13 protein-coding genes and 1 pseudogene are annotated in these 11,604 nt (G+C 72.0%); 11 read left to right on the top strand and 3 right to left on the bottom strand.

The window, feature by feature from the left end:
• A partial coding sequence (locus DW299_RS07835; RefSeq protein ID WP_522731638.1) for a 23S rRNA (guanine(1835)-N(2))-methyltransferase RlmG occupies nucleotides 1–539 on the bottom strand: 539 nt, incomplete at its 3' end.
• Nucleotides 540–629: 90 nt separating this feature from the next.
• Here DW299_RS07835 and DW299_RS07830 point away from each other — a divergent pair.
• From DW299_RS07830 to DW299_RS07800, 7 genes are all read left to right on the top strand, one after another.
• Nucleotides 630–1,616: an ABC transporter ATP-binding protein gene (locus tag DW299_RS07830; RefSeq protein WP_136032225.1), complete on the top strand. Its 987-nt coding sequence runs from the start codon at nucleotides 630–632 to the stop codon at nucleotides 1,614–1,616.
• Nucleotides 1,616–3,238 carry an ABC transporter permease gene (locus tag DW299_RS07825; RefSeq protein ID WP_136036258.1) on the top strand — a complete coding sequence of 541 codons (1,623 nt, stop codon included), beginning with the start codon at nucleotides 1,616–1,618 and terminating at the stop codon, nucleotides 3,236–3,238. The genes DW299_RS07830 and DW299_RS07825 overlap by 1 nt, the downstream gene beginning before the upstream one ends.
• Nucleotides 3,239–3,242: 4 nt before the next feature.
• Nucleotides 3,243–3,782, top strand: a complete 540-nt coding sequence (locus DW299_RS07820; protein ID WP_136036256.1) for a GbsR/MarR family transcriptional regulator — start codon at nucleotides 3,243–3,245, stop codon at nucleotides 3,780–3,782.
• Between the two features lie 85 nt (nucleotides 3,783–3,867).
• Nucleotides 3,868–4,257, top strand: coding sequence for a GntR family transcriptional regulator (locus DW299_RS07815; RefSeq protein ID WP_136032229.1), 390 nt, complete (start codon nucleotides 3,868–3,870; stop codon nucleotides 4,255–4,257).
• Nucleotides 4,254–5,168, top strand: a complete 915-nt coding sequence (locus tag DW299_RS07810) for an ABC transporter ATP-binding protein (RefSeq protein WP_136036255.1) — start codon at nucleotides 4,254–4,256, stop codon at nucleotides 5,166–5,168. The genes DW299_RS07815 and DW299_RS07810 overlap by 4 nt, the downstream gene beginning before the upstream one ends.
• Nucleotides 5,168–5,851, top strand: coding sequence for a hypothetical protein (locus DW299_RS07805; protein ID WP_136036254.1), 684 nt, complete (start codon nucleotides 5,168–5,170; stop codon nucleotides 5,849–5,851). Before DW299_RS07810 ends, DW299_RS07805 begins: the two co-directional genes overlap by 1 nt.
• Before the next feature lie 171 nt (nucleotides 5,852–6,022).
• Nucleotides 6,023–7,156 carry an FUSC family protein gene (locus DW299_RS07800; RefSeq protein WP_240745343.1) on the top strand — a complete coding sequence of 378 codons (1,134 nt, stop codon included), beginning with the start codon at nucleotides 6,023–6,025 and terminating at the stop codon, nucleotides 7,154–7,156.
• 52 nt (nucleotides 7,157–7,208) lie between these two features.
• Here DW299_RS07800 and DW299_RS07795 read toward each other — a convergent pair whose 3' ends face one another.
• A complete protein-coding gene (locus DW299_RS07795) occupies nucleotides 7,209–7,799 on the bottom strand; it encodes a winged helix-turn-helix domain-containing protein (RefSeq protein ID WP_136036253.1) in 591 nt (196 codons plus the stop codon).
• 72 nt (nucleotides 7,800–7,871) lie between these two features.
• Here DW299_RS07795 and DW299_RS07790 point away from each other — a divergent pair, with 72 nt between their 5' ends.
• Nucleotides 7,872–9,173: an MFS transporter gene (locus DW299_RS07790; RefSeq protein WP_136036252.1), complete on the top strand. Its 1,302-nt coding sequence runs from the start codon at nucleotides 7,872–7,874 to the stop codon at nucleotides 9,171–9,173.
• A gap of 18 nt (nucleotides 9,174–9,191) precedes the next feature.
• Here the strand turns inward: DW299_RS07790 and DW299_RS07785 are convergent, their stop codons facing one another.
• A complete protein-coding gene (locus tag DW299_RS07785; protein ID WP_136032239.1) occupies nucleotides 9,192–9,527 on the bottom strand; it encodes a type II toxin-antitoxin system HicB family antitoxin in 336 nt (111 codons plus the stop codon).
• Between the two features lie 361 nt (nucleotides 9,528–9,888).
• Here DW299_RS07785 and DW299_RS07775 point away from each other — a divergent pair, with 361 nt between their 5' ends.
• The 3 genes and pseudogenes from DW299_RS07775 to DW299_RS07765 form a co-directional block, all read left to right on the top strand.
• On the top strand, nucleotides 9,889–10,518 hold the full coding sequence (locus DW299_RS07775; RefSeq protein ID WP_240744591.1) for an RNA polymerase sigma factor: 630 nt from the start codon (nucleotides 9,889–9,891) through the stop codon (nucleotides 10,516–10,518).
• Entirely contained in the window at nucleotides 10,515–10,970 is a 456-nt protein-coding gene (locus DW299_RS07770; RefSeq protein WP_136032244.1) for a hypothetical protein, read from the top strand. Before DW299_RS07775 ends, DW299_RS07770 begins: the two co-directional genes overlap by 4 nt.
• Before the next feature lie 36 nt (nucleotides 10,971–11,006).
• Nucleotides 11,007–11,604, top strand: a pseudogene (locus DW299_RS07765) (hypothetical protein); the annotation flags it as partial.

Genomic DNA, 11,604 nt, shown 5'->3' with positions numbered 1-11,604 from the left:
GGCGAACAGCACGCCCGCGACGCCACGAGCAGCCGCGACTTGCGCTCGGCCCGCTGCGGCTGCACCTCCCCGAAGCTCCGCCGCAGCACCTCGTTCTGCGCCAGGGTCATGTGCTTGACGCGACCCCCGGCCACGAGCACCGCGTCGGGCGCGGCCCAGCGGGCGACCGCATCCGCGATCTGCTCCAGTTCCGCGAGCGCCTTGGGCAGCTGCAGCAGCACGAGCCGTGTCCCGCGCAGCAGCGTCTCGTCGAGCTCGTGCGTCGTGAAGCCGTCGAGTCCCAGCTCCTCCGCGTTGCGGGCGAGGGCGCGGCGCCCGGTCGCGAGGTCCTGGTGCACCCGGATCCCCCGGAGCCCGGACGCCACGAGCGGCAGGGTGATCGCGCCGTACTCGTCCCCGATCACGGCGGTCTCGGCACCGGTGATCCCGCTGTCGAGCGCCCGCGACGCGAGCAGCAGGTCGGTGGCGTCGTGCGCCTGGAGGTTCTCGGCCTCGACGTCGGGCCAGCGGCGCAGGCGGGCGTAGGGGAACTCCGGCACCAGCCCACTGTACGCGGGCGCCGTAAGGATTCCGCATGCGTCCGCTTCACCGGATTCACAAGTTCGTGAAGCGGGCGTACGCTCCCGCGCATGAGCACCGTGATCGCCACCCAGAGCCTCACCAAGCACTACGGGCACGTGCACGCCCTCGACGGTCTCGACCTGAGCGTCGAGTCCGGTCAGGTGCACGGATTCCTCGGGCCGAACGGCGCGGGCAAGTCCACCACGATCCGCATCCTCCTGGGCCTCGCCCGCCGCACCGGGGGCGCGGTGACCGTGTTCGGCGAGGACCCGTGGCGTCGGGCCGTCGAGCTGCACCGGCGCATCGCCTCCGTTCCGGGCGACGTGAGCCTGTGGCCCAACCTCTCCGGGGGCGAGGCCATCGACCTGCTCGCCCGGCTGCGCGGAGCCCGCACGCACGACGCCGCCTACCGGCGCGAGAAGGCCCGGCTGCTGGAGGCCTTCCAGTTCGACCCGCGGAAGAAGGGCCGCGCGTACTCGAAGGGCAACCGCCAGAAGGTGGCGCTGATCGCGGCCTTCGCCGTGCCGGCCGACCTGCTCATCCTCGACGAGCCGACCAGCGGGCTCGACCCCCTCATGGCGGTGATCTTCCAGCGCGAGGTCGCGCGGGCCCACGAGAACGGCGCGACCGTGCTGCTGTCGAGCCACATCATGAGCGAGGTCGAGCAGCTGTGCGACCGCGTGTCGATCATCCGCGCCGGGCGCATCGTCGAGACCGGCACGCTCGCCGACCTGCGGCACCTCACCCGCAGCGACGTGTCGTTCACGGCCCCGGGTGTCCCGCTCGACCGCGTCGCCGCGATCCCCGAGGTGCACGACGCCACGGTGCACGACGACCGCTTCCGCCTCACCGTCGACAGCGACCGCACCGCCGCGGTGCTGCCCGCCCTCGCCACGCTCGGGATCTCCGACCTCCGCGTGGCTCCGCCCTCGCTCGAGGAGCTGTTCCTGCGGCACTACGGCGACGACCTCGCGACGCTCGAGGCGGCGGAGGACGGCGGGTCCGACGGGGAGCCGTCCACCCGGCGCTCCCGCCACGCGAAGGGTCGTGCGTGATGGACCGCTTCGGGGTGCTGCTGCGCCAGCGCATCCGCCGCGACCGGGTGCAGGTGCCGCTGTGGATCCTCGGGACGGCGCTCATGGCGTTCGCGGGGTATGCGGGCGTCACGCAGTCGTACTCGACCCTGGCCGACCGGCAGAACATCCTGGCCGCGGCGCTCGCGAACCCGGTGATCCTGATGTTCCGCGGCCTGCCGTCCGGCACCTCGGAGGGCGCGTTCCTGGCCTTCGAGATCCTGCCGTGGCTGGCGATGCTCGCGGCCCTCATGAGCACGTTCCTCGCGGTGCGGCACACCCGGGGTGACGAGGAGTCGGGGCGCGCCGAGCTCGTGTGGGCGACGCCCGCCGGACGACACCTTCCCACCGTCGCGACGATCGTGCACGGCCTCCTCGCCAACGTCGTGCTGGGTGCACTGACCGCGGTCGCCCTGCTCGCGACCGGGCTGCCCGTCGCCGGTTCGCTGCTCTCCGGCGCCGCGGCCGCCTCCTGCGGCGTCGCCTTCCTCGGGATCGCCCTGCTCGCGGCGCAGCTGCTGCGCACGTCGCGCGGCGCGAACTCCGCGGCGGTGTGGGTGCTCGTGGCCGCCTTCCTGCTCCGGGGCATCGGCAACGCCGCCGGGACCCCGAACGACGAGCTGACCGCGATCGCGAGCGCCTGGCCTGCGTGGCTGTCGCCGTTCGGCTGGGCGGAGCAGACGCGTCCGTACGACGTCGATGCGGCCTGGCCCGCGGTCCTGGGACTGGCGCTCGGCCTCGTCCTGGCCGCCGGGGCCCTGGCACTGCAGGGCCTGCGCGATGTGGACGCGGGCTTCGTGGCCGAACGCCCCGGCCGTTCCGCGGCGCGGCCCGCCCTCTCGTCGCCGCACGCGCTGGTGTGGCGACTCACCTCGGGCGCGGCCGTGGGGTGGGCGGTCGGCGGACTGCTCACCGGGCTGCTCGCCACGACCCTGGGCGGCGTGGTCGACCAGATCGCGGGCGAGAATCCCGCCGTGACCGACATCCTGGAGAAGATCGGCGGCGCGACCGGCGGGCTCGACGAGGTCGTGGTGACCGTGTTCTTCACGCTGCTGGGCATCCTCGCGGCCTGCTGCGCGGTGCAGACCGTGGTGCGCGCGCGGCAGGAGGAGGCGCGGGGCACGGTCGAGCTCGTGCTCTCGACCCCCGCCGGACGGGTGCGCTGGCTGGCCGACCACGTGATCGTCGGCGTGGGCGCGGTGCTCATCGTGGTCGCCGCCGCCGTGCTGGGTGGCTGGCTCGGCGTGTGGTCGCGCGACGGCGACAGCGAGCTGTATCGCATCGTGGCCGTGGCGGGCGCGGGACAGGCGGTCGCGGCGGTGGTGTTCGTGGCGCTCACGGCCCTCGTATTCGTGGTGCTGCCGCGCGCGACCATCCCCGTGGCGTGGATCCTGGTCCTGCTCGCGGCGCTGCTCGGCATGTTCGGCCCGCTGTTCGGGCTGCCGGACTGGAGCGCGAACCTCTCCCCGTTCGCGGTGACCCCGGTGGTCGACGGCGACGGCGTCGACGTGCGCGGGCTGTGGTGGCTCGTGCTCGTGGTCGCCGGGGCCACGGCGGGCGCCCTGGCGCTCATGCGTCGGCGCGAGCTCGCGACGGGCGGGTAGTGCGATGACGCGGGCACCGGGCGGGGAGGCCGCGAACGCCGACGACGGGTCGGACGCGACGGCGGGCGATGCCGAGCCGCAGCGCGAGCACCGGGGCGTGGAACCGGCGGAGCAGGCGGCGGCGATGCTCACGGCGGCGGGGATGCCGCGGATGCCGGCGCGCGTGATGATGGCCCTGGTCGCGGCGCCCGAGGGCGGGTACACCGCGGCCGAGCTGGCCGAGCGGCTCGGCGTCTCCCCCGCGGCGGTGTCGGGGGCGGTGCGCTACCTGCAGCAGCTGCACTTCATCCAGCGGCGCCCGCGGCCGGGTGAGCGCCGTGACCGGTACGCGTTCGTGCACGATCCCTTCTACCGCTCGATCTTGGGCAACCTTCCCGTGTACGCGCGGCTCGCGGAGTACATCGACGACATCGCGGGCGCACACGGCGACGATCCCGACGCGCAGGCGCGGGCGGTCGAGCTGGCCGCGTTCTTCCGGTTCCTGTCCGCGCGCATGCGGCAGATCGTGGAGGAGTGGCACGAGTCGCGGCACGACCGGAGCTGATCGTCGCGATCCGGAGGGTTGACATACGCGTGGGTTACATGGTTACTTAGTCGAGTAAGTAACCCACCAACCCAGCGGAGGACTCGTGATCGAAGAAGGCAAGCCGCTCTTCCTCCAGATCGCCGAGCAGATCGAGGACTCGATCCTCGACGGCTCACTCGCCGAGGAGGCGCAGGCCCCTTCCACGAACGAGCTCGCCGCGTTCTACCGCATCAACCCCGCCACGGCGGCGAAGGGAGTCGCGATGCTCACCGAAAAGGGAGTGCTCCACAAGCGCCGAGGCATCGGCATGTTCGTCTCGGAAGGCGCCAGGGACCTGCTCCTCGGCGAGCGCCGCGCGGCCTTCGCCGACCGCTACATCGACCCGCTCCTCGCGGAGGCCCGCACGCTGGGCCTCGGCGCGGAAGACCTCGCGGACCTGCTCCGGCAGCGCGCCGCACACACCCCCACCCCAGAAGGGAAGAACCCCGCATGACCGCCGTCATCGAGGTGCAGAACCTCACCAAGCGCTACAAGGAGAAGAGGGCGCTCGACAACGTCTCGCTCGCCCTCGAAGCGGGCTCGATCTACGGGCTCCTCGGCCGCAACGGTGCCGGGAAGACGACCCTCATGTCGATCCTCACGGCCCAGAACTTCGAATCGTCCGGCACCGTGAAGGTGTTCGGCGAGCACCCGTACGAGAACGCACACGTGCTCGGCCGCATCTGCTTCGTGCGCGAGAGCCAGAAGTACCCGGACGACGCCTACCCCAAGCACGCGTTCAAGGCCGCGAGCCTGTTCTTCCCGAACTGGGACCAGGCGTTCGCCGACGAGCTGATCGCGGAGTTCCAGCTGCCGATGAAGCAGACCATCAAGAAGCTGTCGCGTGGACAGCTCTCGGCGGTCGGCGTGATCATCGGACTCGCCTCGCGCGCCGAGATCACCTTCTTCGACGAGCCGTACCTCGGGCTCGACGCGGTCGCCCGGCAGATCTTCTACGACCGCCTAGTGGAGGACTATTCGGAGCACCCGCGCACCATCATCCTGTCCTCGCACCTGATCGACGAGGTGTCGAACCTCATCGAGAAGGTCATCGTGATCGACAACGGACGGATCCTGCTGAACGAGGACACCGATGCCGTGCGCGACCGCGCGGTGACCGTGGTGGGCGAGGCCGCGAAGGTCGACGCCTGGGCGGAGGGCCGCGAGATCCTGCACCGCGACGAGCTCGGCCGGGTGGCCTCGGTCACCGTCATGGGCCGGCTCTCGCCCGAGGAGCGCTCCGCGGTCGTCGCCGCGGGCCTCGACCTCACGCCGGTGTCGCTGCAGCAGCTCGTCGTCCGGCTCACCCAGAAGAACGACGCCGCCGCCGACAGAGCCGGTGCGGTGAAGGAGGAGGTCCGCTGATGCGCACGTTCAACGTCATCCGCCTGCAGCTGATCAACAAGGGCACCTTCATTTGGTACCCGCTCATGATCCTCGGCGCGGCCACGATCATCTCGATCCTGATCTACGCGATGATCCCCGTCGACACCCCCAAGTACGGCGGGGGCGGCCAGGCGCCGCTCTGGTACTTCTTCGCGGTGGGCATGTCGGCGATGACCCTCACGTTCCCGTTCTCGCAGGCGATGAGCATCACGCGCCGGGAGTTCTTCTTCGGCACGATGCTGACGGCCATCCTCGGCAGCGCGATCATGGGCGTGCTCTTCCTGATCGGCGGCGGCATCGAGATGCTCACCGACGGCTGGGGGGTCAACGGCTACCTGTTCTACCTGCCGTGGCTGTGGGACGCGGGACCCCTGGGCGCCTTCGTGGTGTTCTTCACGCTCGCCCTGTTCTTCTTCGTGGTCGGCTTCACCGGCGCGACGATCTACAAGAGCTGGGGTCAGCTGGTGCTGCTGATCGTGAGCATCGGCCTGGGGCTCATCCTGGTGGGGCTGGTGTTCCTCGCGACACGGCTCGACCTGTGGAACCACGTCGGCGCGACGATCATGGACCTCGGCGCCCTCGGCCTGGCCGTGTGGGGCCTGGTGATCACCGCCGTCCTGACCGGCGTCTCGTTCCTCGCCTTCCGGCGGACCATCCCCTGATCGGACCACCCGGCACGAGGGATGCCGCGGCCGCGCACTCGGTGCGGGCCGCGGCATCCGTGCGTCCGGGCACTACCCGCAGACCGCAGCGGAGGCAACCCCACTCCTCCGCCGTCCGTTCGCGCGTAACGTCCAGGAGCAGAACCCGCCCGTCCGAGGAGAGAGCATGCCGTGACGCCCGAGGAACGCCGCCTCCGCGACCACCCGCGCCTGCGCCTGCGCGAACGCCGGTCGTACCTCTCGCGCACCCTGCGCGACGCCGTGCGACCGCCGCGGCTGCTGCTCGTGGCGAAGACGGCGCTCGCGGTCGGGCTCGCGTGGGCCGTCGCGCCGCACATGCCGGGCGTCACCGACGAGTATCCGTACTACGCGCCGCTCGGTGCTCTGGTGAGCATGTACCCGACGCTGATGGGCTCGATGCGCTCGAGCCTGCAGACGCTGTTCGGGCTCGCCGCGGGCATCGGCCTGGCTGCCCTGATCGTGCTCACCGTCGGTCCGACGTGGTGGACCATCCCGCTCGTGGTGGGTCTGGGCGTGCTGCTGTCGGGCACGGGGTGGTTCGGCGCCGGGCGCGAGTACGTGCCGATGGCCGCGCTGTTCGTGCTGATCATCGGGGGACAGAACGCCGACGACTACTCGGTGGGGTACCTGGCGCAGATGGCCGTCGGCGTGGTGATCGGGCTCCTGGTGAACCTGCTGATCGCGCCCGCACCGCTCGCCGCGGCGGCTGCGTCGAGGGTGGAGTCCTTCCGCACGCAGCTGGGCGAGCACCTGCACGACATCGGGTACGCGGTGTCGGAGTCGTGGCCGCCGGAGACCGCGCAGTGGGCGGAGGACGCGGCGTCCCTCGCCGAGACCACCGCCGATCTGCGGGCGGCGCTGGCCGAGGCCGACGAGAGCGTGCGGTACAACCCACGCGCGCGACGCCGGCACGTGGGGACAGCGCACATCCACGAGGACCTCTCGACGCTCGACCGGATCGCCCACCTGATCCGCGACATCGCCGATGCGACCGCCGACACCATCTGGGACCGGCCCGCCGCCATCCCGCTCGACCCCGCGCTGCCCGAGCCCCTGTCGGCGGCCTGTCACGCGGTGGCCGACGTGATCGCCGAATCCGATCCCGGCTCCAGCGAGGCGCACCGCCGGCGGGGTGAGGCCGCGCGGGCGATCCGCCTGCTGCTGGAGCGTGTGGACGACCGCACGTTCGACGCGCGCAGCACGATGGGTCCCGGCGTGCTGACGGCGATGCACCTGCGGAGGATCCTGATCCTCAGCGGCGAGCGCCCGGACGGCGACGCGTGAGTCACGGCGATGCGTGAGCCAGGGCGACGGGTGAGTCAGGGCGACGGGTGAGTCAGATGGTGTCGTCGGCGACGACGATGTCGAGCTGCCAGTAGCGACCGTCGGGGTCTGTGGCGTCGTGCGCGTCGTCGGCCGCCGACAGCACGTCGTTGACCTGGCGCATCACGTCTTCGAACTCGGCCTCGGTCAGGCGGATCGTGCGCTGCACGAACGACGCGTGCACCTCGGTCGTGCGGCCGGCGACGTACTCGGGGCTCCAGGCGAGTACGCGGCGCACCAGCTCGCCGTGCTCCTCCGCCAGGGCGGCGACCACCGCGCCGCCGAGCGCCTCATCGGCCACCGGGTTCTGCGGGTCGCCGAGGTTGAGGGCGCGCTTGCGTCCGGTCCAGACCCGGTCGCGGCGGTCGCGCGCGCGGTCGGGAGCCTCCTCGATGAGTCCGGCGTCGGCGAGCACCCGGAGGTGGAAGCTCGCGCTGTTCGCGGGAACGCCGAGCTCGGCGGCGATGTCGGCGGCCCGCAGGTGCTCGCGGCGCGCGATGAGGCGCAGGATCCGGCGGCGCAGCGGATGCGAGTAGGCCTTCAGCATCGCCGAGGTCATGAAGACGGCGTCGTCGCCCGCGCTCGTCCCCGCGTCGTCGGCCATGCCCCGATCCTACCGGCGGACAATTGCGCACCTCCAGTTGCGCAATTTATGTTGCGCATCTATGGTCGAGCCATGACCACCGCCACCACCCCCCACCGCCTGTGGCGCAACACCCGCTACCTCACCTGGCTCGTGAGCGACACCAGCAAGGGGCTCGCCGCCTCCCTGTTCGGCTTCGCCGTCCCGCTCCTGGCGCTCCTCATCACGAACGACCCCGCGCAGGCGGGCATCATCGGCGCCGCCGGACTCGTCGCCCGCGTGCTGCTCACGCTCGCCGGGGGCGTGCTCGCCGACCGCCACCGGCGCATCGTCCTCATGCTGCTCGGCTCCCTGCTGGGCATCGTCCTCGCGGGCGCCTTCACTCTGCTCGCGATCGGCGACGCCCTCACCTTCACGTCACTGCTCGTGATCGACGTGCTGCTCGCCGCCCGCAGCGGCCTGTTCGACGTGGCCGGCGAGAGCGCGCTCAAGGAGATCGTGCCCGACGAGGCGATGGGCCGCGCCCAGGCCGCGAACCAGGGCAGGGACGCGGCGCTCCAGCTCGCCGGCGGCCCGCTGGGCGGACTGCTCCTCGGCCTCGGCGGCTGGGTGGTCGGTGCGGTCATGACGCTGTGCCACGCCGTCGCCGCGGTGACCGCCTGGATGCTGCGCCGGCAGACGCGGCGGGCGGGGATCGCCGACACCGGAGCCGAGGACGACGACGCACCGGCGGACGAGCCGGCCCTGCGTCCCCACGCGGGGCGCGAGCTGCGGGAAGGCTTCACCTGGCTGCTGTCCCGCCGCGACCTCGGTGGCGTGATGATCATCCTCACCATCGTGAACCTCGGGTTCAACGCGGCCATCACGACCGTCGTCTACGCGCTGCAGCAGGCGGGGCACTCCGAGCTGCTGATCGGCACCCTGAGCGCGGTGATCGGCGCGGTCATGCTGGTCGGGGCCGTGCTGGCGCCGCTGCTCGTGCCGCGCGTCCCCGCGGGTATCCTCACGGTGGGCGGCCTCGCCGTGGTCGCGCTCGGCGCGGTCGCGCTCACCACGGTGCGCGAGCCCTGGGCGATCGCGGTGGTGCTCGGCGCGTCGGTCCTGCTGCTCCCCGCGCTGAACGCCGCCCTCCTCGGCTACTTCATGGTCGCGACACCCTCGCGGCTGCTCGGCCGCGCGAACAGTGCCATCGGGGTGCTCGCGATGGGGGCGATGCCCCTGGCCCCGCTGATCGCCGGGTTCGGGCTCTCCTGGCTCGGCCGCGAGGGCACGATCCTCGTGTGCGCCGGCCTGTGCCTGGTCGCGGCCGCGCTCGCGCTCGGCAATCGCGCGCTGCGTGCCCTCCCGGTCGAGGCGCGGTGGGCCGAGCACGCGGCCACCTTCGCGGCCGAGTAGCGCGAGGGCGGGCGGGAGTCAGGCGCCGATCAGTCGACTGACGGCCAAGCGGTTGAGCGACACGTGCTGCTCCGCCGCGTCGATCGCCAGCCGACGGTGCGCCTCCGGTGTGAGCCGAACCAGGAACTTGCCGGAGTAGGAGCGGTCGGAGATGGCCACCGGCGGCTCCTCCCCGTTCGCCGTCATGTCGTCGAGCACATCGGCGACGAGCTGTCGGATACCCCGGAACGCGTCGCCCTGGTCCTCCGACACCCAGGACAGCGAAGGCAACTCGGCAACCGTGCCGACATACGCGGCGTCCTCCGGGGACCATCGAACGCGGTATGCGTAGTGGTCAGGCTTCACTGTCGACATGTCCCGCTCCCTTCAGTCTGTCGATCGCCGCCAGGACCTGCCGGACCTGGTAGGCCTTCGCCGTTCCGTGATCGCTCTGGATGTTCACCCGCGGGTCTCCTGCCCAAGGCATTCGATACACGCGGTGGGAGGTGCCACGCTGCCGCGGCTCTCCGAAGTGATGATCGCAAACCTTCACGAGGTCGGCGAATCGCACGCCTTTCGGTTGCGCCCGCATGCGTGCAACGAGGCCTTCCACAGATCCCATGATCGTGGATGGTATCAATAACGATACCATCCACGATCCGGCTGTGGAAAGCCCGCCCTCATGTATCACCGGGCTCTTGCCGTGCTCCTGGTAGGTGTGATCACAATGGGCTTCATGATCGACGGTGCCTCCGGCGCCGCCCCCCTCGATCCTGCATCCGACGACGGCCGGGCACGGTGGGAACGTGCCGCTGACCTGTTCGGCGCATGGCGCGAAGGCGACGGCCGCGCGATGGATGAGCTCGTGCGACTGCTGTCGCCCGTGCTCTGGCACGTCGTCCGCGCCTACGGGCTCGAACGCACCCTCGCGGAAGACGTGGTGCAGACCACGTGGCTGCGGCTCGTCCGCGGTCACGGCTCGATCGCCGACCCGCGCGCCGTGTCGGCCTGGCTCACCACGACCGCCCGCCGCGAGGCGTGGAAGGCCGCGAAAGCCAACGGCCGCATCGACACGACCGAGGCCGACGACCTCGACACCCTCCTGCCCGAACAGGCCTCGGCCGAGGACCACGCGACGCTCGGCGACGAGAACCGCCGACTCTGGCTCGCCGTGCGCCGCCTGACCGAGCGGTGCCAGCGCCTGCTCCGCGTGATCGCCTTCGACGACCGCCCCGACTACGCCCGCCTCGCGACCGACCTCGGCATGCCCGTCGGCAGCATCGGGCCGACCCGCAGCCGTTGCCTCGCCAAGCTGCGCGACCTGCTCGACGCCCCGGCGCCGCACACCGGAGGGGGACGCTCATGAGCGATCACGACGACGCCCGCCTGTTCGCGCGCCTGCGCACCGTGTGGGACGAGATCGACCCGGTGCCGGCCGGACTGATCGACCGCATGGTCGCCGCGGTCGCCGCCGACGGGCTCAACCGCGAGTACGCGCTGCTGACCCTCGTGGAGGGGCAGCTCGGCGCCGTGCGGGGAGACGCCGACGCGCTCACGCTGCAGTTCAGCGACGGCACCACGAGCATCCTGCTGCACGTGACCACCACCGCGTCCGGACGGCGCCGCGTCGACGGCTGGGTCGACACCACCGCTGCGAGGATCGTGCTGGCCCAGGGCGACCGCACGCGCACCACGACGCCCGCGGAGACCGGGCGCTTCCAGTTCGACGACGTCCCGCCCGGGCTCAGCCGCGTGCGGCTGACCACGCTCGACGGCGACGAGGAACGCACGCTGGAGACCCCGCAGTTCGAGCTGTGACGGCGGGCGATGGAGCCCGCACGGAGAGGATGACCGATGGAGCAGCCCCAGGGATGGACGTGGCAGGACCGCGCGGAGGGATCGATCCGCCGCGGCACCGCTCTCGACCCGAGCACGGAACCCGTGGACGGCATCCGCGCCTTCCCCACCGCGTACCTGCCCGAACGCCTGCTGATCACGCGCACCGTCGGTGACCAGGAGGCGTACGACCGCGAGGTGCGCACGCTGCGCGACGCCGCCGACACCTTCGGCTGGCGGCTCGAGATCGAATCGGCGGAGCGCGAGGTCGGCGGCGACGAGCTGGTACCGGGCGTCGCCGGGTTCCTGCGCGCGCGCCTGACCACGCCCGACGAGCCGGCCAGGGGCGAGTCGCCCGTGGCGCCGGACGCCTGGCGGGTGCTGCAGCGGGCACGGCGCCTGTCGCGGTCGACCATGCCGCGCACGAGCCTCGAGCACGTGCTGTCGATCGACCCCGTCGGCCTCAACCCCTTCACGCGCACGAACCCGTTCACACGCACCAACCCGTTCACCCGCACCAACCCCGTGCGCGGCGCCGGTGCGGGCACCGGCGGCAGCGACGACTACCTGGAGCCGGGCCGCGGGGCACGGCAGCCCGTCTCGTGGCTGGGGCCCG

Origin of the sequence: Microbacterium sp. K35 (assembly GCF_004794375.1) — a bacterium.
Classification (GTDB): domain Bacteria; phylum Actinomycetota; class Actinomycetes; order Actinomycetales; family Microbacteriaceae; genus Microbacterium; species Microbacterium sufflavum.
This window is presented reverse-complemented; position numbering and strand designations above follow the sequence as displayed.

Excerpts from the sequence above, each read along its gene's own strand:
- DW299_RS07830 (WP_136032225.1), top strand. The coding sequence starts at position 630 with ATGAGCACCGTGATCGCCACCCAGAGCCTCACCAAGCACTACGGGCAC.
- DW299_RS07825 (WP_136036258.1), top strand. The coding sequence starts at position 1,616 with ATGGACCGCTTCGGGGTGCTGCTGCGCCAGCGCATCCGCCGCGACCGG.
- DW299_RS07820 (WP_136036256.1), top strand. The coding sequence starts at position 3,243 with ATGACGCGGGCACCGGGCGGGGAGGCCGCGAACGCCGACGACGGGTCG.
- DW299_RS07810 (WP_136036255.1), top strand. The coding sequence starts at position 4,254 with ATGACCGCCGTCATCGAGGTGCAGAACCTCACCAAGCGCTACAAGGAG.
- DW299_RS07805 (WP_136036254.1), top strand. The coding sequence starts at position 5,168 with ATGCGCACGTTCAACGTCATCCGCCTGCAGCTGATCAACAAGGGCACC.
- DW299_RS07795 (WP_136036253.1), bottom strand. The coding sequence starts at position 7,799 with ATGGCCGACGACGCGGGGACGAGCGCGGGCGACGACGCCGTCTTCATG.
- DW299_RS07790 (WP_136036252.1), top strand. The coding sequence starts at position 7,872 with ATGACCACCGCCACCACCCCCCACCGCCTGTGGCGCAACACCCGCTAC.
- DW299_RS07785 (WP_136032239.1), bottom strand. The coding sequence starts at position 9,527 with ATGTCGACAGTGAAGCCTGACCACTACGCATACCGCGTTCGATGGTCC.
- DW299_RS07775 (WP_240744591.1), top strand. The coding sequence starts at position 9,889 with ATGATCGACGGTGCCTCCGGCGCCGCCCCCCTCGATCCTGCATCCGAC.
- DW299_RS07770 (WP_136032244.1), top strand. The coding sequence starts at position 10,515 with ATGAGCGATCACGACGACGCCCGCCTGTTCGCGCGCCTGCGCACCGTG.